General features: G+C 43.9%; 20 protein-coding genes. 11 read left to right on the forward strand and 9 right to left on the reverse strand.

From position 1 onward, the window contains the following. Positions 1 to 107 precede the first annotated feature (107 nt). From EYR97_RS15215 to EYR97_RS15225, 3 genes are all read left to right on the forward strand, one after another. Positions 108 to 2,252: a TonB-dependent siderophore receptor gene (locus EYR97_RS15215; protein ID WP_131094520.1), complete on the forward strand. Its 2,145-nt coding sequence runs from the start codon at positions 108 to 110 to the stop codon at positions 2,250 to 2,252. A 273-nt stretch (positions 2,253 to 2,525) separates the two neighbouring features. Further along, positions 2,526 to 3,305 carry a CLCA_X family protein gene (locus EYR97_RS15220; RefSeq protein WP_131094521.1) on the forward strand — a complete coding sequence of 260 codons (780 nt, stop codon included), beginning with the start codon at positions 2,526 to 2,528 and terminating at the stop codon, positions 3,303 to 3,305. A 142-nt stretch (positions 3,306 to 3,447) separates the two neighbouring features. Beyond that, positions 3,448 to 3,855 (forward strand): biopolymer transporter ExbD, encoded by a 408-nt coding sequence (locus tag EYR97_RS15225; protein WP_131094522.1) that lies wholly within the window; start codon positions 3,448 to 3,450, stop codon positions 3,853 to 3,855. Between the two features lie 67 nt (positions 3,856 to 3,922). Here EYR97_RS15225 and EYR97_RS15230 read toward each other — a convergent pair whose 3' ends face one another. The 3 genes from EYR97_RS15230 to EYR97_RS15240 all read right to left on the reverse strand — a co-directional run bounded on the left by EYR97_RS15230 (position 3,923) and on the right by EYR97_RS15240 (position 5,844). Beyond that, on the reverse strand, positions 3,923 to 4,420 hold the full coding sequence (locus EYR97_RS15230) for a YgjV family protein (RefSeq protein WP_131094614.1): 498 nt from the start codon (positions 4,418 to 4,420) through the stop codon (positions 3,923 to 3,925). A gap of 116 nt (positions 4,421 to 4,536) precedes the next feature. Then, on the reverse strand, positions 4,537 to 5,202 hold the full coding sequence (locus tag EYR97_RS15235; protein ID WP_131094523.1) for a tRNA1(Val) (adenine(37)-N6)-methyltransferase: 666 nt from the start codon (positions 5,200 to 5,202) through the stop codon (positions 4,537 to 4,539). A gap of 21 nt (positions 5,203 to 5,223) precedes the next feature. Next, complete coding sequence (locus EYR97_RS15240; RefSeq protein ID WP_131094524.1) at positions 5,224 to 5,844, reverse strand: NAD(P)H-binding protein; 621 nt, start codon at positions 5,842 to 5,844, stop codon at positions 5,224 to 5,226. 70 nt (positions 5,845 to 5,914) lie between these two features. Here EYR97_RS15240 and EYR97_RS15245 point away from each other — a divergent pair, with 70 nt between their 5' ends. After that, a complete protein-coding gene (locus EYR97_RS15245; protein WP_131094525.1) occupies positions 5,915 to 8,125 on the forward strand; it encodes a S9 family peptidase in 2,211 nt (736 codons plus the stop codon). 90 nt (positions 8,126 to 8,215) lie between these two features. Here the strand turns inward: EYR97_RS15245 and EYR97_RS15250 are convergent, their stop codons facing one another. Continuing rightward, positions 8,216 to 8,590, reverse strand: a complete 375-nt coding sequence (locus EYR97_RS15250; RefSeq protein WP_131094526.1) for a PH domain-containing protein — start codon at positions 8,588 to 8,590, stop codon at positions 8,216 to 8,218. A 12-nt stretch (positions 8,591 to 8,602) separates the two neighbouring features. Then, on the reverse strand, positions 8,603 to 11,572 hold the full coding sequence (locus tag EYR97_RS15255) for a bifunctional diguanylate cyclase/phosphodiesterase (RefSeq protein ID WP_131094527.1): 2,970 nt from the start codon (positions 11,570 to 11,572) through the stop codon (positions 8,603 to 8,605). Positions 11,573 to 11,689: 117 nt separating this feature from the next. Here EYR97_RS15255 and EYR97_RS15260 point away from each other — a divergent pair, with 117 nt between their 5' ends. From EYR97_RS15260 to EYR97_RS15275, 4 genes are all read left to right on the forward strand, one after another. After that, positions 11,690 to 12,709 (forward strand): serine/threonine dehydratase, encoded by a 1,020-nt coding sequence (locus EYR97_RS15260; RefSeq protein ID WP_131094528.1) that lies wholly within the window; start codon positions 11,690 to 11,692, stop codon positions 12,707 to 12,709. Beyond that, the gene (locus EYR97_RS15265; protein WP_242635049.1) at positions 12,709 to 14,439 is read left to right on the forward strand and encodes an amidohydrolase; all 1,731 of its coding nucleotides are present in this window, start codon (positions 12,709 to 12,711) and stop codon (positions 14,437 to 14,439) included. The genes EYR97_RS15260 and EYR97_RS15265 overlap by 1 nt, the downstream gene beginning before the upstream one ends. A 12-nt stretch (positions 14,440 to 14,451) precedes the next feature. Next, positions 14,452 to 15,771 (forward strand): APC family permease, encoded by a 1,320-nt coding sequence (locus EYR97_RS15270; RefSeq protein ID WP_131094529.1) that lies wholly within the window; start codon positions 14,452 to 14,454, stop codon positions 15,769 to 15,771. 150 nt (positions 15,772 to 15,921) lie between these two features. Further along, positions 15,922 to 16,563 (forward strand): MBL fold metallo-hydrolase, encoded by a 642-nt coding sequence (locus EYR97_RS15275; protein WP_131094530.1) that lies wholly within the window; start codon positions 15,922 to 15,924, stop codon positions 16,561 to 16,563. A gap of 140 nt (positions 16,564 to 16,703) precedes the next feature. On the opposite strand, the gene EYR97_RS15280 is transcribed toward EYR97_RS15275, so the two are convergent. Then, a complete protein-coding gene (locus EYR97_RS15280; protein WP_131094531.1) occupies positions 16,704 to 17,219 on the reverse strand; it encodes a lactoylglutathione lyase family protein in 516 nt (171 codons plus the stop codon). Between the two features lie 110 nt (positions 17,220 to 17,329). On the opposite strand from EYR97_RS15280, the gene EYR97_RS15285 reads away from it, so the two are divergent. Beyond that, positions 17,330 to 18,238, forward strand: a complete 909-nt coding sequence (locus tag EYR97_RS15285) for a LysR family transcriptional regulator (protein WP_131094532.1) — start codon at positions 17,330 to 17,332, stop codon at positions 18,236 to 18,238. Positions 18,239 to 18,254: 16 nt separating this feature from the next. Here EYR97_RS15285 and EYR97_RS15290 read toward each other — a convergent pair whose 3' ends face one another. The 3 genes from EYR97_RS15290 to EYR97_RS15300 all read right to left on the reverse strand — a co-directional run bounded on the left by EYR97_RS15290 (position 18,255) and on the right by EYR97_RS15300 (position 21,234). After that, positions 18,255 to 19,097 (reverse strand): class II glutamine amidotransferase, encoded by an 843-nt coding sequence (locus EYR97_RS15290; RefSeq protein WP_131094533.1) that lies wholly within the window; start codon positions 19,095 to 19,097, stop codon positions 18,255 to 18,257. Between the two features lie 275 nt (positions 19,098 to 19,372). Next, positions 19,373 to 20,473 (reverse strand): glycosyltransferase family 4 protein, encoded by a 1,101-nt coding sequence (locus tag EYR97_RS15295; RefSeq protein WP_131094534.1) that lies wholly within the window; start codon positions 20,471 to 20,473, stop codon positions 19,373 to 19,375. Further along, positions 20,470 to 21,234 (reverse strand): class I SAM-dependent methyltransferase, encoded by a 765-nt coding sequence (locus tag EYR97_RS15300; protein WP_131094535.1) that lies wholly within the window; start codon positions 21,232 to 21,234, stop codon positions 20,470 to 20,472. Before EYR97_RS15300 ends, EYR97_RS15295 begins: the two co-directional genes overlap by 4 nt. Before the next feature lie 84 nt (positions 21,235 to 21,318). On the opposite strand from EYR97_RS15300, the gene EYR97_RS15305 reads away from it, so the two are divergent. Beyond that, positions 21,319 to 22,221 carry a hypothetical protein gene (locus EYR97_RS15305; protein ID WP_131094536.1) on the forward strand — a complete coding sequence of 301 codons (903 nt, stop codon included), beginning with the start codon at positions 21,319 to 21,321 and terminating at the stop codon, positions 22,219 to 22,221. Then, the gene (locus EYR97_RS15310) at positions 22,218 to 23,492 is read left to right on the forward strand and encodes a nucleotidyltransferase family protein (protein WP_131094537.1); all 1,275 of its coding nucleotides are present in this window, start codon (positions 22,218 to 22,220) and stop codon (positions 23,490 to 23,492) included. The genes EYR97_RS15305 and EYR97_RS15310 overlap by 4 nt, the downstream gene beginning before the upstream one ends.

The following is a 23,492-nucleotide window of genomic DNA, read 5'->3' on the forward strand; positions in this document are numbered from 1 at the left end:
ATGATTATCGTTTGATGTAGTGTCATCGTCCTGCAGGGATAACCATTACAACAACCGTTTCTTTCTCAAACGCCCTCGGATTTTTCATATCACATTAAGGACAAACCATGAGTAAACCAAACGCTTTGTTTAATAAGCGAAAATTAGTATTAGCTTGCTGTGCGGCCATGACAGGTCTTGGTCATTCTGTTGCGTTTGCAGACGCGGCAAGTGCTGAAGATGTTGAAGTGATTTCTGTGGTAGGGCACAAGCTTACCGAATTTGAGCAGCAAAACGACGGTGGTGCGTTAGGTAAGCGTTCTATTCAGGATACCCCTTTTTCGGTAGACGTTATTTCATTGGAAGACATGGAAATTCGTCAGGTAAATACCCTAAACAGCTTGTTCAGTCGTGAAGCCTCGGTGTCAGTTGATGGCAGTGCTTACAGTTCGTTTGGTGACACTATTCGTGTACGTGGTCTTGGCCTGGATTACACACAGAGCTTCAAAATTAATGGTATGTCAATAAACAGTTTCAGTGGTGAGTTACCCTATGAAGCGTTTGAACAAGTGACTCTCATTAAAGGTGCAACCGGCTTTATGTACGGTATGGCGGCCCCCGGCGGTATCGTAAATTACAGTACCAAGCGCGCAACTCAGACTGCTGTGAGTGCCAATGTGGGCTTGCGCAGTGACAGTGTACTGAGTGCACACGTAGATGCCAGTACCCGTTTTGGTGACGATGACAGTTTTGGTGTGCGGGTGAATGCCGTTAAAGAAAACGGTGATACCTACCTAGACAATGGCGGCATCGACCGCGAAACCGTGTCATTGGCATTCGACGCGAACCTGACGGATTCACTGTTGTGGACCGTAGATTTGATATACAGCGACCGCCTGATTGAAAATTCCTGGAACCGCTTCTCGGTGAATATGGCGGCGACTGAACCCCTGCCTGCAACGGTCAGCGGCAGTCGTAACCTGGCTGTGGATGGCACCTTTGACGGCTATAAAAACCTGATTGCGATCAGTAGTTTGAAGTGGAACATCAACGACAACTGGCAATTGCAGCTAGATTACGACTACTCAAAAAATGAAACCCGTTGGGTGAAAAGTCTGAACTACCTGCTAAACAGCGCGGGCGATCTGAATATTCTCACTTACGAACAGTACTTCGACGTTGATTACGATCAGGTACAAGCTATTGTAAATGGCGACTTTTCTACTGGCGGTATAAAGCACAATGTAGTGTTCGGTGTATCGTATCAGGAAGCCACGACTTACCGCAACGACGGCGGTCAGTTTGGCCGTAAGGTAACCCGCAATTACGCAACCAGCAATCTGTATACGCCAGGCGATGTGCCTGCCTATGAAGCTACCTTGCAAAAAGATGCCCCAGTTGCCTGGGTTGATACTCAGCAGTCGGTGTTTGTGAGCGACTTTATTGAGCTTACCGACGAGTGGGAATTGCTGTTGGGGATTCGTTCCAACAATATCGAACACGACACCAGTGAATACTTCTCTTCTTACCATGATAACTACGATGATACTGCGGTATCGCCAACGGTAGCATTAATGTACAAGCCGGCGGCAAACACCACGTATTACGCCAGTTATGTTGAGTCATTTGAAGGGCAGACGTCGGCCGTTGGTGAAGAATATGCTAATGCCAACGATTTGCTGCCGCCGCTGGAAAGCTTGCAGTATGAATTGGGTATGAAAATGGCAGGCGAAGGTTGGTCTGTGAGCTCTGCCTTGTTCCGCATAGAACGTGGGGCAACCATGGTCACTGAAGACAACTACCTGATTCAGGACGGGATCTCACTGTATCAGGGGTTTGAGTTTAGCGGCGCGTTAACGGTGACGGAAAATCTGTCACTTTACGGCGATGCCATGTTCCTGAGTGCGGAGTACGACAAAACCAGTACGGCCAATCAAGGTAATGATGTAGGCGGCGCGCCTGAACAGCAATTTACCTTGCAGACTAACTACAACGTGTCGGCAGTGCCGGGACTTACAGTGAATCTGGGCGGCAAGTTCCACGGTAAAACAGCCCTCGATGCGGCGAATAACTGGGAGCTACCTTCTTATACGCTGGTCTACGGTGGTGTAAGTTATACCACTACTGTTGCCGACAAAGAGCTGACCCTGATTGGCTCGGTAGACAACCTGTTCGACAAAGAATACTGGGCAATCGGTGATTCTTACGGTGGTGGTAACATGCGCATTGGTGAGCCACGTACGTTTGCAGTTAAAGTGAAAATGGATTTCTAAACCACATACAAATACCGCTACACAGAGTAAGGCGACATTCAGTCGCCTTACTTACGTTAAACTTGGATGTTCGCGTTCGAGGTTTGTCTCAAGAACTTTCAGCCATTCTGTCTTTTTTACGCTCATCTGATGGATAACGTACTTGATTTTAGCTGCCAAGTGAATCGACACTAGCCAGTATAGACACCGAAGTGCACTGCAAAGCTTTGTTGAGTAACGTTATGAAGGTAGACTTAGTACTATAGCCTATTCATATTTATTCATAAATTGTGCATGAGTCGAATCCATCAACATTTCTACCGCAACGGACCAAGTCATCGGGACGGGGCAGATGTATCATTTCAAGATATTCGAAAGCTATTTAATTTTTCAACGATCACAGTGGGTCGCTGGGTTACCAAAGAAGAGCAGCAGATCGCAGCCAATTTGTTTTTTGATGCGTTGTACGATCTAGTTGCGATCTTAAATGTAAATGAACAAGTGTTATCGCTTAATGGCTCACTTTCACTGGCATTTGGCAGTGGGGGACAAAAGCACAGTAGCGCCCATTACAACAGTGCCAAAAGACAACTTGCCCTTGCTAAAAATGCTGGCGCAGGCGCCTTGGCACACGAGTGGTTTCACGCCTTCGACCACTATATTGCGCCGCGTATGTTTGAAGATGTGCCTTCGGGTAGTTTCGCTACACAAGCATGGTTAGACAATGCGCGCATTAACTCACATCCACTTAATCAAAAATTGAGCGATTGCTTCTCTTTATTGTTTTTAAATGATCAAAAAAGGCCAAATGAGTACTTTGTGCGATCCGTAGAGGCTGATCGCGCGTTAAAAATGTATTATTATGCTATGCCTCAGGAGATGGCTGCCCGAGCATTTGAAGCTTGTATCCAAGATCACGCGATCAAAAATGCATTTTTGGTACAAGGGACAAAAAAATCAACGGAAGCTAGACTTGGCATTTATCCTCATGGTAACTTGCGTACATCACTCAATCAGGCATTGATGTTGTATTTTTACCAATTAGGTGTCGCTATTTCGCATAAACAACCTTAGTTTGTTGTTTTATTACTGTGAAACTGAGTATTTTTCCAGCAACAAGTGTTAATGAGCACACTGTTTTTGTACAAAAGCCTGTATATTTTTGTAACAAGCAGTATACTAAAGCGCTCGAACGTAACAGAAGAAAGAAGACGAGATGAAAAGAAAGAAGCATACCTCGGCTGAAGACGAGGCTCAGATTGATATGACCCCCATGTTGGACATCGTGTTCATCATGTTGATTTTCTTCATCGTAACGACCTCGTTCGTGAAAGAGAAAGGTTTGGACGTAAATCGTCCAGAAGATAATCAAGCGAAAAACGACCAGCCTTCAAAAGCGCTTTCAATCCGTATTGCTGCTGATGGCACCATTATGATGGGCGGTCGTGAAGTAGATATTCGTCGTGTTGTTGCAAACACGCAAACATATCTTGCTAACAACAATACTGATTCTGCCGCTATCCAGGCTCACGAAGATACAGAGCACGGTACAGTAGTAGAAGTAATGAACCAAGTTAAAGTGGCAGGTATTTCTAAAGTATCTGTGTTAGTGAAAAAAGGCTAACAGCACTTTAAAATTTGAAAAGCCGCCTACGGGCGGCTTTTTTGTATCTGCTGATTTTTTTCCCAGTTCAGGTTTTAGGGGCTTCTCTTAGTTTGCTCACAATACTGATCAAGTTACTTATATTAAAAACCGTTCCAAATATGCTGCCTACCGATATGGCGTAAATAAGCCCCAGCGATTCAGCCACTAAGAATACTTTGCGTATTTTATCTGTATCGCGGATCACCAACGATCCTACAGTAAAAATGAGTGAAGACGCATAAGCCACAAAAATGATCCACGAATGTGCTAAGACAAACCACTCGTAAGCCAGAAACCCCATATTTCCTGCAACAAACGCCAATAAAATAGCCTTGTTTCGATACTTCATTGCGATGAAATTTCGAGTACCCGCTAGCAGTGTGCCTATTCCAGCGGCCATGGCGTCCAATAAAAAGAAATGTGCACTTAAAGCCAGTAAGGCAAACGCGGAGATAAATAAATATCTATCGACATTCACCTGCCTGTAACCCACAAAATTTAGTACTACGGCGACAGCGCCAAAAGCTTCTGCAATAACAGTTATCACGTATAACTCACATTAGAAATTTAAATAAAATGGCTGACACAATGACTTGTACGCGGAAGTATAGTTATTGTGCTCATCTCTGATCACTAAAACGTCGTGTGATGTAGGAGTTGTTAACCCCCCTTACCTATTACGTCGCCGTTTAGCTCTTTATCTCTCACTGGTAGCCGCTTAAACTGAATGGCGTTTAGGTAAGGCTCACGACGCTCGTTATGTTTGACATCAAGAGTTCGCACAGGAAATAGCCCGTGCATGTTTGCTTGTGCTTTGATGAAAGCGAAAGATGAATATGGGTAAACACAAAACACACTGCCCATTGGTGCTAGAAACTGATTGCAAAAGTGAAAAAAATCGTCAGGTGATAAACTTGCTGTTTGTCTTGCTGCAAAACGCTGGCTAGATTGTGTTTCAAAAGCTCGACTAGCTTGTGAAGGCGGTTCAAAATACGGTGGGTTACTTACAATTACATCAAATTGTGAATCAGGCGTATAGTTCACTAAATTTTTGTGTTTCAGAGTCAGCTTGTCACGCCATGGTGAATTTTCGAAATTCTCTGCGGCCTGTTGTGCTGCCGCTTCATCTAATTCTATCGCGAATACATATGAATCAGGTGCGGATTGCTGCGCAAGCATAAGTGCCAAAATCCCCGAACCTGTGCCCACGTCAAGTATGCGTTTTGCCAACTTTGGTTGTGCCCAGCTACCCAATATGAGGCTATCGGTATTTACCTTCATGGCACACTTATCTTGCTTGACAGAAAATTGCTTACAACGAAACATCAATACTTCTTCACTTTAATTTCACCACTTGTGTAGCGACATCATATTTCTGGCAACATCAACAGGATGAACTGGGCGATACTTCTTTAAAGGCCCTTTTAACAAAGCTTGCCAAACCGGCGCTGTCTTCTGCGCAATGTCTTCTGCAAATCGCGATTCATCTCGTGCTCCAATTAGCAATGAAGGTCTAACTGCGCTTGCATTAGGAAGTTGGGGCATTCGCATTATAGCGTTTTCCAATTCACCTTTAACGCGCAAATAGAAGTTGCGACTTTTGGCATTAGCCCCTACTGATGAGATCCACACAAAGCTCTGTGCCCTTTGTGCGCGAGTGAGCTGGGCTGCTACATGAACATATTCAAAATCTACCCGCCGAAACGCTTGTTTTGAGCCCGCCTTTTTTAACGTGGTCCCCAAACAGCAATACACGTGGTCTACGCTAAAATAGCCCTGATAGTCCTGTAGGTTTTCAAAATCAATCACAACGGGTTTAAGCTTTTTGTTCATGTCGTTAAACATGTTTGCCATTAAGGGCTTTCTGACTAAACACACCACTTCGCTGTAGCGTCTGTCTTGTAAAAGTATATTTACGAGCGTTCGTCCCACCAAACCCGTCGCTCCTAGCACTAATGCAGTTTTCATACATTACACCTTGTATCATGATACCGTTTATCTACAATCAAACCTTCGACAGTTAAAGATGCAAATAACAATGAAAAAAGCCCTTTTAATTGGAGCCGCTATGCTCTCTACTGCTTTAAGCGCTGAAACGCTCAATATTGAACGTATTTTCTCTTCTCCTTCACTCGATGGCAATGCGCCACGTTCGTTAAAAGTCTCTCCTGATGGACAACGGGTTACTTTCCTCAAAGGAAAACAAACCGATTATGAACGACTAGACTTATGGGAATACCATATCGAAAGTGGTGAAACCCGCATGCTGTTCGATTCAAACGACCTTCAAAGTGGCGAAGAAGTTTTGTCTGATGAAGAAAAAGCTCGCCGCGAGCGCATGCGACTATCAGGCAGCGGTATTGTCAGCTACCAGTGGTCCGACGATGGTACCGCACTGTTATTCCCGCTTGGTGGTGACGTCTTCTATCACAAATTAGGCGAAAAAGGTGCGAAACAATTACTTGATACTGAAGCCTTCGAGACAGACATCAAACTTTCTCCGAAAGGTAATTACATTTCATTCATTCGCGACCAAAACCTCTATGTGAAACATATTGCTTCAGGTGAAGAAAAAGCTATCACCAAAGAAGGCGGCGACAATATTAAGTATGGTATGGCTGAATTCGTCGCTCAAGAAGAAATGGGCCGAATGACAGGTTATTGGTGGTCTCCCGATGAAACGCAAATTGCGTTTACCAAGGTTGATGAAACGCCCGTTGAAGTCATCACACGTTCTGAAATATACGCCGATGACATCAAGCTTATTGAACAGAAATATCCAAAAGCCGGAACACCCAATGTTCTTGTAGAATTGGCCATTCAAAATATCGAGTCCGGCAAACGTACTTGGGTAGACTTAGGCAAAGACAAAGACATTTACTTTGCGCGCGGCCAATGGATGCCAAATAGCACAACCTTTACTTATCAATGGCAAACACGCGACCAACAAACACTTGAATTACGCGCTTTTGATATTAACAGCGGTAAGCAAAACGTATTACTCACAGAGACCAGTAATACATGGGTTAACTTGCACGATGACCTTTACTTCTTAGAAGACAAAGGCCAATTTATTTGGGCTTCTGAACGCGATGGGTTTAAACATCTCTACCTTTTCGACAATAACGGCAAGTTGGTGAAGCAGCTTACTAATGGTGAGTGGGTCGTCGACAATGTTGAAGCTATTGATACTAGCAACAACCGCTTATACTTTACTGGCCGCAAAGATACGCCACTGGAAAGCCACGTGTATAGCGTATCGCTAGACGGTGGTGATATTACACGGGTTACTGAATTAGGTGCCTATCATAATGCTGCATTTAGTAAAGATGCCTCTATTTTTATTGATTCTTTCTCTACGATTAACTCGCCAGCCCAAGTTAGCCTTAACGACGCAACAGGCAAGCGAATTACATGGCTTGAAGAAAATAAGGTTGAGCAAGGTCATCCGCTATATACCTATATGGATAGCTGGACTGCACCTGAGTTTGGCGATATTACAACCAAAGACGGTGCAACGCTAAAATACCGTATCTATACGCCACAGAGCGCCAAGCAAAACCCTAAGCAAAAGCACCCGGTTATTGTTTACCTTTACGGCGGCCCACATGCTCAAGTTGTTACCAATAGCTGGGCTGGTAACCGCGGTTTACTGTTCCAACACTGGGTTGATAAAGGTTATGTAGTATTCACCCTTGATAACCGTGGTTCAAACTATCGCGGCAAAGGCTTTGAAGATCCTATTTACAAGAAAATGGGCTTTATTGAAGTAGAAGATCAAGTTGCCGGTGTAGAATTCTTGCGTACCTTGCCTTTTGTTGATGCAGAGCGTATTGGTGTGCACGGTCATAGCTACGGTGGTTACATGACATTAATGACCATGTTTAAAGCTGGTGATTACTTTGCCGCGGGTGTATCTGGTGCGCCGGTAACAGACTGGCGTTTGTATGATACGCATTACACCGAGCGCTACATGGGTAACCCCAATACCGATGACGACGCTTACACAGCCTCTTCTGTTTTTCCTTATGCCAAAGATTTAAAAGGTGACCTGCTTATTTATCACGGGATGGCAGATGACAACGTGCTATTCACACACTCAACCATGTTGTATAAACACCTACAAGATTTGGCTATTCCCTTTGAAACAATGGACTACCCAGGCAAAAAACACAGTATTCGCGGTAAGCAAACAGGCATACACTTATACAAAACAATAACTAATTTCTTTGAGCGAAACCTCAAATAAATAGGCCACATACTCCCTCAGCAATCGGAATACTTGATTGTTGAGGGAACTTTAAAATGAGACGTTTGCTTCTAACTGGTTACGATTGTATTAAGCGAATAATTGAGAAGCTAAGTTTTTCTGCACGGCTTGCGCAGAAGACGCACTTAATTCAATTTCAATGGCATCGGCTTTGCCTGACAGCCAAATCTTTAGCTCTGCATCAGTATCGAAATGCCCTGCAGTTTCCACAATGAACTGCGTAATTGATTTATAAGGAATGGAGTGATAGTTCACTTTACGACCGGTTAAGCCTTGCTTATCTATGAGGATCAGTCGCTTATTAGTAAACACACTTAAGTCACGAACAAGTTTAAACGCAGCGGTAACAACTTCGTTGTCCGCTAAAATAGGAGATAATTCCTCCTGCACTTCAGCGGCGTCTGTCTCACTTGCATTTCCCATCAGGGTATCAAATAGGCCCATGATTATATCCTTTTAGGCAGAGGCAAGTTTAACTTGCCATTGAACTCTATGCGCAAGTGGCTTGGGCTTATCAAGGGCAAAACCTTGACCAAAATCCACGTTAAGTTCGCGAAGTACATCTACCGTCGCCTTGTCCACTACAAATTCAGCAACGGTTTGTTTACCCATGCTATGCGCAATGTTGTTAATCGCTGTCACTGTAGCATGGTCAATAGCATCGTGAACAATGTTTCGCACAAACGAGCCGTCAATTTTCACGTAGTCCACATCAAGGTTTTTAAGATAGGTAAATGACGACATACCAGCACCGAAATCATCAAGTGCAAAGCTGCAACCGATATCTCGCAAGGTTGAGATAAAGTGTCGCGCCGCACTTAGGTTAGTTACCGCTGTAGTTTCTGTTATTTCGAAGCAAATTTTTTCCGCCGGTACTGAAGTACACTGCATACGCTGGGTAATTTTATGAAGGGTCATTTCATCGCCCAAGGTCAACCCCGATAGATTAATGGCAATTTTGCCAACTTTGTCGATATGCTCTGAGTTTCTTTCCAAGGTCTTTAACGTATTGTCTACAACCCAATAATCCACTTTATTCATTAAGCCATGTCGCTCTGCCAACGGAATAAATAGCCCAGGACTTATTAACCCATTATCCTGCGAGTGGAGTCTTAGCAGTATTTCGTAATGAGATAGCGGTGCGTTATGCGATTCACTCGATTGAGCCAATGGCATGATTGCTTGACTGTAGAGTTCGAAACCATCATTTTGGAGCGCACGATGAAGCGCGTGTAAGACTTGGTTTTCGCTATCATCAATGTCCATTTGACCATCGTTATCGCGATATACAAAATAGCGATTACGCCCCATGTGCTTCGCTTTATAACAGGCATTGTCTGCCGCTTTAATAAGCGATTCGGCACTTTTGGTATTGGCATTGATTTCAATTACACCAATACTCGCGCCAACGAAAAATAATTTATCATCATAAACAAAGCGGTAGTTAGATACCGAAACGAGTAACTTATCAAGGCACTTAGTCACATCTGCTAAGTCTCTATCGCGGAAAATAATGCAAAATTCATCACCACCAATGCGTGCCAGTAGATCTCTGTTGTTAACATATTGCCTGAATATGGTAGCAATTTCTTTTAACAACTTGTCACCTGCGGGGTGACCACAACTATCATTGACTAGCTTAAAGCGGTCCATATCAATGAAGCACATCACGCTTTTCTTACTACTTTTCGCGTCTTCAAATGAGGATAATGTCGAGACGTTTCCAACAGAAAATTCATCGCTATTTGATCTCTTAGGCGCAGTAATGTCCTTTAAAATTTCCCTAAGTCGGGTATCGAATGCATAACGATTGAGTAAGCCAGTAAGCTGGTCATGATTGGCCTGAAAGTAAACTTCTTCCTGTAAGGCCAACTCTTTGGTGACATCTCTAGCAATACCTTCTACAGCAATTAGCCCACCTTGCTCATCGAGAATAGGCGTATCTGAAAACTCCAAAATATGGTCTTGGCCACTACTACCTCGGTAATGCACTAGATAGGGCTCTGGTTTATTGCCCTGGGCAATAGTTTGACGAATCTCAAACGATTCATCGGGTACTTGGCGTACATACTTGGCTTCATGATCGCAAAACTCACTTGCGCTATACCCTAATATTTTATCAATACCAGCACTAACGTAAACAAAGCGATGCTCAGCAGTTTTTGTGTAAACGAAGTGCCGATACATACCATCAACCAATCTTCTGTAACGCTCTTCACTTCGCTTTAGGTCTTGCTGTGCTCTAAATCGCTCGGTGACATCCCTTACGGTAATGGCGATATTTGTCCCTGCTTTTACCACCTGAATTTTTATCCACTCAGGAATGATGTTATCTGTCTTTAAAGGAATATGTTCCTCATAGGGCATACCAGATTCGGCCACTTTTGTCGCATTGGCAAACTTATCACTAAGCCCAAGGTAACGGGTTTGCTCTTTTAACGTCATGACACTTAACACGCTGCATGCACCACGAAATAAATACCGACTATAAGAATTCGCTTCAACCAATGTGAAGTCATCGTCTGTAGGTTGATAAATCAATAACGCATCAAGAGAGGCTTCACTGGCGGTCAAATAACGCTGCTGACTTACAGATAAATTTACCGCGCCTTTTAATTGCTTGTGGAATACATAGCTCACCAGCGCTGACATCAAAAGACCTATAAGTACAATTAACATACCGGGGTTATAGGGGCTTAGCTGAGATTGCATTGACAGCACAAGCTGTTGCTCAATAAATGGAAATGGCGCGAGAGATACCACAGTGCCATCTTGAACAAGCTCACCGCTTGAAAACAGTGTATTTTCACCTGCAATAAGTTCGAAATTGAATTGTGGCCCGACTAACTCTCCCAACATTACGCCAAGGATAGTTTGCACATCGAAGCCTGCAACAACAAAGCCATGCTGAGGCTCTTGAGGGCTAATGGCTCGCCCCACTAAAATATGATGATGCTTTGTTTGAGGTGAGTAAATTAGCGTACTTTCAAAGGATTCAGACAAAGCTGACACGCTTAAACCTGTGGTGCTCATAGGTTTTTCAACAAGTGTATTGCTGATACGGGTTTTTGTGCCATTAGGCGGTGTAGCCACCCACTGGATAACGCCCTTGTCGTTCACGTAAACTAAAGCACTGAAGCCTTTTTGCATTCCCATAAGCGACATCGCTTGTGCGTTAAACCAATCCACTTTATTGGGTTCAAACGTTGGCCAATTCAGCATAAGGTTGTGAATGGCCTGAACGCGCTCTGTAGAAAATACCTCTAAGCTTATCTTCACTTGCTCTGCAACTGATTGCGCTTTGGAAATACGGGCGCTTTTCTCGTCATTTTGAATGTAGAACCCAGCAAGGGCAAAAAGCGTGGTAAGGAATAAAAACAACATTGCCGGTAGCGCGTAAACACGGTGGTTTGTTCGTTTCAACATGATGGGCTCTCCGCAAGCAAGGTTGCGAAGAGTAATCTAGAAATATGAAAATATTATGAATTGTCTTAAGCCAGATAAATGTTAACGTATAAACATAAAATAAAAAGAGCACAATTTATGACGTCAACGCCATCATTTGAAAGCGTAAAACTGGCTTATGCGCGAATTAAGGACAAGGTAAAACACACGCCCATCGTTGAATCAACGCTCCTCAACCAGTGGATGGGACAGCGTATTCTATTTAAAGCAGAGTGCTTACAAACCATTGGCGCTTTTAAAATTAGAGGTGCAATGAACTTTCTAGCGCGACTACAAGAGGAAGGCCGCTTACCAAAGCGTGTGGTTGCAAATAGTTCTGGTAATCATGCACAAGCTGTCGCCTATGCTGCTGCACATTTTGGCGTTAGCGCTACCATTTTTGCCAGTGAGACCATATCTCCCATAAAGGCCGCAGCAACTCAAAGCTACGGGGCTGAGTTGAAGTTGTTTCCAACTCGCACACAGGCCGATGAAGCAGTCGCAGAAGCGGCAACAGCACCTGACACCATTTGGATCCCACCGTTTAATCACGAAGATATTATTGCGGGGCAAGGTACAGCGGCGCTTGAAGCGCTTGAGGAAATAGGTCATGTCGATGCCGTGTTTGCACCTTGCGGTGGTGGTGGTCTGCTTTCAGGTACCTTACTTAGCACTCGCGCCCTACAACCTGATGCACTCGTTATAGGTGCAGAACCTGCCGAAGCAAACGATGCGTCTTTGTCATTGCAGGCAGGTGAAATCATACCCCTTGATCACGTACCAAATACCTTGGCTGATGGTGCGGCAACACCCTCTGTTGGGGATATAACATTCCCTTTTATACAACAAGTAGATGACTTCTATGAAGTTGACGAATTACAAATAGCCTACTGGACACAATGGCTTCATCACCTACTTAAACTACATATCGAACCCACTTGTGCCATGACAATGGCCGCAGTAGCTTCGTGGGCTGCAAATACTTCCCCAGGACAAACCGCGTTGGTTATATTGTCTGGGGGTAATATTAGCCAAGCTTCTATGGCACACATTTGGGAACGTGACTTTTTGTTACAACCTCCTATTATAAGTTCTGACGACAGCACGGAAGAAGAATAATGAAAATTGCCCTAAATCACCTCAGTAGAATGTTTAACCGTAATCCTATTAATGCCGCAACTGCACGCTTATCAGCTGTGTCTTTCATTGCATTAAGCCTATTTAGTGGTGCCGCGATAGACAGTGCACATGCAGCCACCCTAGTTAAGAATGTTAAAGGGTATACCCTAGATGACAAAGGCGAGCTAGTGCAGTTTTCCAGCATGCTGATGGAAGACGGAAAAGTACTTTCTACACACGCGGATGATACGCCGGCTAAGGTTACTAGCGACATAGACCAGACCATTGATGGTGAAGGCAAAGTGATGCTTCCGGGACTGATTGATGCCCACGGTCATTTGCTTGGTTTAGGGGCGAATCTTTTGGAAGTGGATTTGCGTACCAGTGAAAGTGCTAGCGATGCTGCCAAAACCGTAGCCGAGTATGCTTTCGTTAACAACAATCAACCATGGATAATGGGCCGCGGTTGGAATCAGGAACTATGGTCTGACAGAGCATTTCCAACTGCCGCAGACTTAGACAAAGTTGTCGCGGACCGCCCTGTATTCTTAACCCGTGTGGATGGACACGCGGCTTGGGTGAATACAAAAGCCATGGAACTGGCAGGTATTACAAAAGATACCCCCTCACCAGTGGGTGGTGAGATAATAAAAGATGCAGCGGGTAACCCAACCGGTGTCTTTATTGATAATGCCTCACTACTTATTGAGTCACATTTACCGAAAGCAAGTAATGCGGTTTTCGAGCAACAACTCAACGCAGCAGGTGAGCACTTACTTTCAAATGGCATTACATCAATGCACGATGCCGGTGTGGGACGTGACGTATATGACTTCTATTTAAAAGAAGCGGTAGAAGACGATTTACCGGTGCGCATTTACGCCATGGTAAGTGCAACTGACCCCGACTTAAAAACCATGTTAAGCCACGGCCCCATTCGCGATAGTGAGGACTTTTTATATATTCGCTCAGTTAAAGCATACGGCGATGGCGCGTTGGGAAGTCGTGGGGCTGCGTTACTTGCGCCTTATTCTGATGCACCTCATCAGCACGGTTTACTGCTCACTCAACCTGAAGATATGACCCAATTATTCACTACTGTCATTGGCGCAGGTTTTCAACTTAACTATCACGCCATTGGTGATAAGGCGAATCATGTTGCCTTAAATGAGTTCGAAACGACTTTCAAAAACATCGGCGGTGCAGAGTTGCGCAATCGCATTGAACATGCACAAGTGATAGCGCCTGACGATTTAGCGCGATTTGCTGACTTAAAAGTACTTCCTTCAATGCAACCAACCCATGCAACCAGTGATAAAAACATGGCTGAAGATCGCATCGGCAAAGCGCGTATGAAAGGTGCCTACGCTTGGAAAACCCTACTTAACTCAGGTATCCCGTTGCCATTAGGCTCAGACTTCCCCGTTGAACTGGCGAACCCTTTTTACGGCTTACACGCTGCCGTAACAAGACAAGATCGCAACAACCAGCCTGTGAAGGGATGGTATGCACATGAGGCCTTAACCATAGAGCAAGCGTTTAAAGGCTTTACCCTAGACGCGGCTTATGCAGGCCACATGGAAGATACACTTGGCACCCTTACTCCGGGTAAGTGGGCCGACTTTATATTGGTTGACCAGGATATCTTCACCATCGATCCAAAAGACATCTGGAAGACTCAGGTGCATGCAACCTTTATTGCCGGTGAGCAAGTGTTCGAAAAACAATAGCGCGCCGTTCTCATGCAACGCTCATTATACAATACAGGTTTTCTAACAAAAGGTATTGGCGGTATTGGTGCCGCCTTGCTTGTTTTAAACGGATTGATTGGCGCTGGCATCTTTGCTTTACCCGCTAAAATGGCAGCAGAATTAGGTGCGTTTAGCCCGTTTATATTTCTCATTTTTGGCGCGCTCATGCTGTCCATTGTTTGGTGCTTTGGGCAACTTGCAGCGCTGTATCAAGAGACCGGCGGCCCTGTTATCTACGCGTATAAAGGGTTTGGCGCTGCTGCCGCATTCCAAACGGGCTTTATCTATTATTTAGCCAGAGCCACAGCCATTGCCGCCAATATGCATGTGTTATTGCTATACGCGGGTTACGTATGGCCAGATATCAACACAGGCATAGGAAAATCAATCGCCATTGTGATGTTAACGGGTTTGTTGGTCGTGGTGAATGTGGTTGGCTTACGCGCTGCCATGCGCTCATTAGATACGATTTCACTATTAAAGCTATTGCCGTTCGTCGCGCTTATTGGTGTTGGTTATTGGCAAGTCGACTTTACCTCTTCAGCCCATTCTATATTGTCTAATGCACCAACAGTTCCCGCGTTCGATACTATCTCAGCGGGTGCATTACTCACTTTGTACGCCTTTATTGGTTTTGAAACTGTGGTGGTCACCAGTGGTGAAACCAGCGCGCCAAAAAGAACCATTCCCAAAGCCCTAATGCTCACTGTATCAGGCATCGCTATTTTCTACTTTTGTGTACAATGGCTTTACTGGCATACCATTGGTGATAATCAACCTGAAAGCGCGCCATTAATTGCGCTGGCTTCCGTTATTTTTGGTCCAACAGGGGCATTAATAATGACCTTAACAGCCGTTGTATCAGTGGCAGGGAACTTACTCGCCAATATGATTTCCACCTCTCGATTAACCTATTCTATGGCCCACCAATCGCTAATTCCTCAGAAATTGGGGCAAGGGTACTTAGGAAAGGTACATCATCGCTATGCTACCCCCTACATTTCAGTCTTTGTATTAGGTGTATTTGCTGGTTTAATGGCCCTAAGTGGCAGTTTTGTATGGCTTGCGATTGCCAGTGTTTTAGCCCGTTTAGTCGTTTATGCGGTGTGTACCGTAGTACTTATAAAAGCACAAAACCAACTTACCTATCCGCCTAGCTTATTGAAGCGCGCTGTTCCCTTTTTGGCACTTGTGGTCTGCTTTTGGTCAATTACACAATCCACCACTGATGCTTGGTTTTTCTTGTTAGGTGAACTGGTAGTTGGCGCTCTGCTTTACTATTTGTTTAGCCGCAATATGCCGAAACAATAAAGTTAATACAGGAGCACTTACACGCTTTAATACAAATTAGCGAAAGCGTGTAATCCATTTAGCACTGAATGAGATATGTATTGGCGTACTTGACTCACGCCTTGAAAAACTTAAGACTTTAACAAAATAGACAATGACTAAGGTTATATAGTGGAAATTGTTGTTATTCCCGTTACACCGTTTGCCCAAAACTGCTCTCTCATCTGGGACACTTCTACCATGAAGGGCGCTTTTGTTGACCCAGGTGGCGAAATAGAAAAACTCATCAAAGCAGCAAGTGACAATCAAGTAAATATCGAGAAAATTATTCTGACCCATGGCCACTTAGACCATGTTGGCGGCACTGTGGCACTGGCAGCACATTACAAGGTACCTATTATTGGTCCACATGTTGGCGATAAATTTTGGTTAGATGCGCTTGGACAACAAAGCCAAATGTTTGGTTTTCCGCCTGCTGCCCCCTTTGAACCCAACCAATGGCTAAACCACAAGGACAGTATTGAGCTGGGTGAGTTAACCTTAGATGTACTGCATTGCCCTGGACACACTCCCGGTCATGTCGCACTGGTAGAGCGTTCATCAAATCAAGTTATTGTGGGCGATATTATATTTTCTGGCTCAATTGGACGTACCGACTTTCCCCAAGGCAATCATCAGCAACTTATTGATTCAATAAAAGAGAATATTCTCACTCTACCTGAAAATATGGTGATATACCCAGGCCATGGCCCTACTACAACAGTTGGTCATGAAAAGGCCACCAACCCTTATGTATCAGGTCAGTGGGGTTAAATAATATTGTTTGCTAACCTCGAAGTTGATTACGAGGTTAGCAATGTAGTTACACATATCCACTTCTAGAAATGTTCACAGTAACCCTGCAATATGACACTGCCATGTCGTTCTACCACGTAACTCTGCAACGAAGAACATTATTGATATGCACCACTAGCATAGTGAAGTTCGTAGCTATGGCTGTAAATCTCTAGAATATTTCCAAATGGATCTTCCATATAAATCATGCGGTAAGGTTTTTCTCCAGGGTAGTAGTAACGAGGAGCTTTCATACGCTTCTTACCACCTGCTGCAACTATCTTTTCGGCTAATCCTTCAACGTCTGGATCTTGCACGCAGAAGTGAAAAATTCCGGTTTTCCAATACTCAAAATTATTCTCTGGGTTCTCCTGATTGCTAAATTCAAAAATTTCGACCCCTACTCTGTCACCTGTTGATAAGTGAGCTATGCGAAATTTACCCCACCCCGGTCCGAATACGTCGCTGCACATTTCACCAATTGCAGAGTCATCTTCGACAATCTCAGTGGGCTTCATAATTAAGTACCAGCCGAGTACTTCTGTATAAAACTTAACGGCAGCATCTAAGTCAGGAACTGAGATACCAATATGTGAAAATGTACGTGGATAAGGATTTACAGCTGTGTCTGTCATTATTTCTTCCTCGCTATTTAGCGTGTTTCAACAAGGTATATAAAGTAACTGGACACAAACAAAACATGAAATTATGATTTATTTTAAAAATGATAATATAAATTTATAGCATGCTAAATCCAACGTGGTTAGACACTTTTATAGGCCTTGTAGAAACAGGCAGTTTTACGCGAACGGCTGAGCAGCGTTTTATGACACAGCCAGGCGTGAGCCAACATTTAAAGAAGCTTGAAGATGCGTGTCATTGCACATTGGTGGTAAGACTGGGTAAGGGTATTCAATTAACAGAACAAGGGAAACGTGTTTACGATTACGCAAAATCTCAGCAAGACCGCGAACAAGATTTTATTACTAGTTTAAAGTTCGATAATCCCTTTGAAGGAGAATGTGTAGTAGCCTGTTCTGGTGCTTTAGCACAACGAATTTATCCTGCGTTAGTTGCTCTGCAGGTTAAACATAGTAAGTTAAACATTCACGTAGAAGTCGCACCAAGACAAACTATATTAACGGGTATTGCCAATAACGAAGTTAGCTTAGGTGTCGTTACAAACCAGCCCAATAATAACGACTTATACTGCTCCTATTTAGGCGAGGAAACGCTAGGCCTTATTTTACCTAAGAAACTAAGTGCAACACATCAAGACTATCGCGACAAAGGTCACATTGATATGCTCATTGACGAGCTTGGATTGATTGACCATCCAGATGCTATGTATTATCTAAAGCGCTATATCAAAGACTGTGGCGATGAAAGACTCAATACTATCAACCCAAATAAAGTAAAGCGCGTGGGGTATATAAACCAACTTTCTCAGATTTTGTTACCCGTAAGTGAGGGATTAGGCTTCACAGTACTACCCACGAGCACCTTAAAATCGACTCATTTAGACAACCAACTAGATGTACTTTCTTCTAACCGCGCAGTTACAGAGCCCTTGTATTGCGTGCAGCTGCAACACCACGCGCTTCCTGCTCGATACGGCGAAGTTCAAAAAGTAATCCATAAACTTTTCGCATAAGGCACGGGCTAAATACTTAACACTTTTCGATATGAAGAGCAGGGTCTGGCGAGGTCATTTCAGCCTCTTTTTTATGGTCAGGTACATCAACCATTCCCGACGCGATAATTTCGCCGTCTTGCCACAGCTTCCATTCACCGCGCTCGTAAATATCCCATTGCTCATCATTCGTCAGCGGTTCGGTGGCGATAATACTCACTACATCCTTAGGTGTAGTTTCAGCAGCAAAGTCTATTTCAACTTCCACATCGCTAAGACAAGCAGGTCCAAAAGGAGCCCGTCGAGTAATACTGGCCAATTTTGTACTGCAAAACGTGAACATCCATTCACCATTGCTTAGCAAACAGTTAAAAACGCCCTGCTGAGCGTAAGATTGTGATAACGATACAAGCGTTTCAGTCAACTGCTCTAGTGTTGCATCTCGCGATAGGTTTTGCCTCACATTGTTCATAATGTCACAGAACAGCGCTTCACTATCGGTATCGCCAACAGCTTCATAGATGCCTGTGCTACCAGTAAAACTAGGAAGTTGCCCATTGTGTGCAAACACCCAATATTGCCCCCACAGTTCCCGGGTAAAAGGGTGCGTGTTCGCTAGGTTAATATTGCCCACATTAGCTTGGCGAATATGACAAATGGCGTTTTTGCTTTTAATGGGTAGTTTTGCCACAAAATCAGCAATAGGCGATGTGGCGCAAGGCTCTGGGTCGTGAAACATACGCACGCCTTTCCCCTCATAGAATGCTACGCCCCACCCGTCTTTGTGCGGGCCGGTCTCACCGCCACGACGGGTTAACCCAGTAAAACTGAAACATAGGTCAGTAGGAGTATTCGCACTCATGCCTAATAGTTCACACACAGTGTTTTTTACCTTTCCAGTTGTTGGTATTTCAATATATGGAGAATACGCAAGCCAGTGTGTTGAATCAATTCGACATTCGTGCCATTTTTCTACTTTTTGTAAGTTACTGGTAGGATTAGGTAAAGCGCCCATCAGGTAAACATAAGTGGCTTAATTTGCGTTATTTGGCCTGAGTTTCCCAAAATAGCGATATTTTCTGATTTTTTAATATGTCTGTAATGGCATAACCGATTGCAGTAACACTTATTAGCATCATCTCCCAATTCAAAGGATCAATAAGCTGACCACTTCTGCTCAAAACGCTGAACTGTCATATTGAGATCGTTGGCTATCAGCCACTTTTGAGCGATTTCGACTCTTTGTTGACGCTGCGTGAAATCATTTGCCAACATCACAATTTGTGATGCGATTTTCTGACCTAACTGATCCCTAGGTGCAGTATTCCCCAGCGCTAAATCGTACAACCAACCAACATTGGTACCTACAGGACATAGTCCTCGTCGGCACGCTTCCATCATTGCCACCCCCTGGGATTCATAGCGGGAAGTTTGGATAATGAAATGCTTATTCTGCAACATAGCTTTAAGCTGTGTTTGAGTTTTAAAACCATGAAATTCTATAAAACCTTCCAGACCCTCTTGGGCAGCTTTTTGCTGAACGCGCCCTGCCAACGTGTCCTCTCCTACCCAGTGAAATTGAAAATTAAATGCAGCATTTTTGAGTGCCCGCAAAATGTCCAATAGCAACCAAGGATCTTTAACCTGGTTTATCGACGCGACTTGAATCAACTGCCATTTTTCTATTTTATCGGAAGCGATAGCTTTGAGTGGCCAAAAATCATCGTCAATCCCCAAAGGCACTAGCTGAGCATTAACCTTTCTTTTTCTGAGAATTTCTTGCAAATAAACAGAACCGCAACTGATTTCATCTGCCAATTTCAGTGACAACCAATTTAAGAAACGCGCAGAGTACGACCTGTGGCCGCCGTAGTTTATGTCTGCCAAGTTGATGAGCTCGCCACCAGCGACACTTGCAAACAAAGGCACCCGAAACCTTTTTGCCAATAATGCGCCGAGCACCACTGGTTTTCCCAGCCAAAAACCATGCACCACATCTGGCCGAAAATTATAGTGTTTCATACGCTTGAAGACAGTTGCCGCCGAACTAAACAGATTACTCGTTCTGACCATCGGCAAAGAGATAATCTGAGCACCAGAGAGCTTATATTCAGTGAGTTGCCAATGTTGATGCAAAGCAACAACAAATACCCGATGTCTACTCTCCAAAGCCTCTAACAAATTAAGTAACACAGGTATGACATCAGTCTCACCACTAGGATGCACACCTCCGGGTAGTACAAAAAGTAGATTCATTTACTGATTTTAAGCCAGGGAAAAGGCGAGTCGGTATTGCGCCTTTGTGATTTTTTTGCGGGCAAATATAACCACTCTACTTTATATCCATCAAACAAACTGCGACTATGGTGCTGATAAAATTCAATCATGTTGTCTGCATGCAGCTGCCGATAATAATCTAGACTTCGTTGTTTTGCCGCCGCTACCTCTTCGACAGAATAAATCGGCGTATCGAGAATGTGTATTTCACCATCGTCGGTCAATAGTGACAAGCACAAGTCAAGTAGTTCTATTGGTTGGTCAAAATATTGAAAGCTGCTGTTAAAACAGATAAGTTTCATCGGTTCAAGTAAGCGTTTATCGCGTAACAAATCCAGATAGGCAAAATAAAGATTGTCGCGCTTAAACACTCTGGCAGCCTGTTCAAGTTCGTTTTGATTAATATCAACCGCAAGTACATTAGCCCTTTGAGTTTGCGCCAATAAATTACTGAACCAGCCATTGCCGCACCCGATATCAAGTAGCCAATCGGAGTAGTCAAAACCCTTCCCCTGTAAATATCCTAATATTTGTTCACTTGAATGTTTTCGACAAAGCCATTCTTTGTAATGCAGGTCATCTTCTAACGCATTAGGCAATCGCTTGACTTGCTCATCATCAAGTAAACGTCCCTCTTTGCCTCTAACATCGAGATAGGCCCGTTCGAATGGGTCATAAACATTCGCAGACAACCGCGTAACCGCCTGCTCATTTTGACGCAACTCTTTTAGTAAGCTCATCCTTTATCCCTTATTATTAATTGCCAGCTCTACTCTTTAACTCTATAATTTTTGAGCATAACGACAAAGTTATGGAAAACGCCTATGGTTCGTAACACACTTGCTGTCAAGCTTCAACTACTTGGATATGCTGTTGAATTTGTAAGTACAGAACATCAACTTATCGAAACCGTCAGCCAATGTTATCCAATGGCGGATAGCAACTCACAGTTATGTCAAATTCGCATTAAGTTACAATCCAGTCGCGCCAAACAAAATTTAAATAGCATCCGATTCAGATTATCCAATGGAATGCTCGTAGGCAAAAATGGCGCAAGTTTTTGCTTTGCTGACCGCAGTACTATGAGCGGACATTTACGACTGTGCAATCAAATACAACAAAATCACTACCTGTTGCGCCATCAATTTATCAACGCAGTCTGCTACTTCCTATTGAGTTACCAATTTGTCACACCACTTCATTGTTGTGCTTTTACCATTAATAGTCATACGTTTGTATGTCTTGGCCAAAGCGGCGCTGGCAAGTCAAACCTAGCAATGGCTGCGGTAAAGCACGGATACGAACTCATCAGTGAAGATTTGGCCTTTATTGGTCAAAATCGCCTGTTTGCCGATTGCAGGGAGATACATTTACTCGCGGACAGCGCCAAACGCTTCTGCGAGTTAGAACAACTGAAAATATCCCTTAGTCACAATGGCAAAAGCAAATATATCGTGCCAGTGAACACCCGCACAAATGTCAAGCCTCACGAACGATTGTCTACTATGTTTATCAAACCAAACTTTGGCTCAGACCAATCGAAGATTACCGAGCATCAAGATCCCGCTTGTTTTGACTCTCTGTTCACCCCCACTGAAGCAGGGTTTAACCTGCACTGTAAAACGCGACAGGACGATATTCAGTGGCTTAGTCATCAGCCATCTTACCTCGCCCAATTAGGACGCTCAGGACGGCACTTTTTTGATCAATTGGAAGCATTATCGTGAGCTTACAGGCCCCAAGTATCAATGATATTGCCGAATGTCTGTTTCGTTGGATGGCTATTTTCACTAGCGGTGACTGTAAATACGTGCCTAGCGAATTGTCTAAGTGGACACTACGTGAATGGCGTATAGCTAAATCAGTGTCGATAGTACACGGCATGGGTCCAGTTATCGGATATCTGTTATCTCGTCACGGAGATAGTCCAGCTATTCCAGTAGATATGAATCATTATTTACGTGAGCAGTTTGAAGAAAATCGTCGCCGCATCCACATGATTACCCAAAGCAGTCAACAAATTAGCCAACTACTTGAACAAAATGAGATTGATTTCTTTTACTTTAAGGGATTAACCACAAGTAAACAGCTTTATCCCGATGTCGGAATGCGCCCAATGGCCGATATTGATATTTATGTCGATGTGCAGGACAAAGATAAACTCAGCCAGCTACTGGGCAACCATGGCTTTACACCCCACGTGATAGACCGTGAAGGTATGACGCTATTTCCTGTACAAAATCATCCATCGGATGATACTCCGACGCAATGGCAAGGCACTAACGTCATAGGTGAAGAAAATAGTCTTTGGTATCAGGGTGAAAGTTGTAAACTGCCTTATTCCATCGACATCCACTTTACTATGGATCAGGGTATTCAAGAGTTTCGCTACAATCTGGACGCTATGTTTCGTCAAGCCCTAAAAACAGGTAATGGATTAAGTGCCGAGCAAAACTATGTTTATTTACTACTCCATGCCGCTAAGCATTTACGATGTCGCAGTGCTCGCTGGATCCAATTTTATGATCTACATTTATTTCAACGTCAGGTAACGCTCGATGACGCAAAGGTTTTGGCGATGGCGATAGAGCACGATTGCTGTCATCTGATGTGGTGGTCACTTCAGATGACCAGTAAGCTGTTTTCCACTGAACCGAGCCAACTTGAAAAGCAATTGCAACGGCAAACTAGCTGGCGTTTCCTCTATTTGATGGGGCGCCATAATTTGGTGGAACTGTCTCACTGTAACCCACAAGATATGGGACTGTGGTACGCCTTGCTTTGGACAAGAAAAACCGGTCATATCATTCAATGGCTGAAGCTGTCGGCAAAAGCTTCCAATGTCGATTTCAAACGAGATAACACGCAACTGCATCAGTCTCCGTCAATGGTAAAACGCATGTTCACTCGTATTATCCGACACTTTAGAGCAACCCCTAGAGCGCAATGGCGAATTTTTGCCCTGCAAGGGTTACATCCGCAAAAAGACTGGAACTAA

Source organism: Alteromonas sp. KUL42 (genome assembly GCF_006538325.1).
In the GTDB taxonomy this organism is placed as follows: domain Bacteria; phylum Pseudomonadota; class Gammaproteobacteria; order Enterobacterales; family Alteromonadaceae; genus Alteromonas.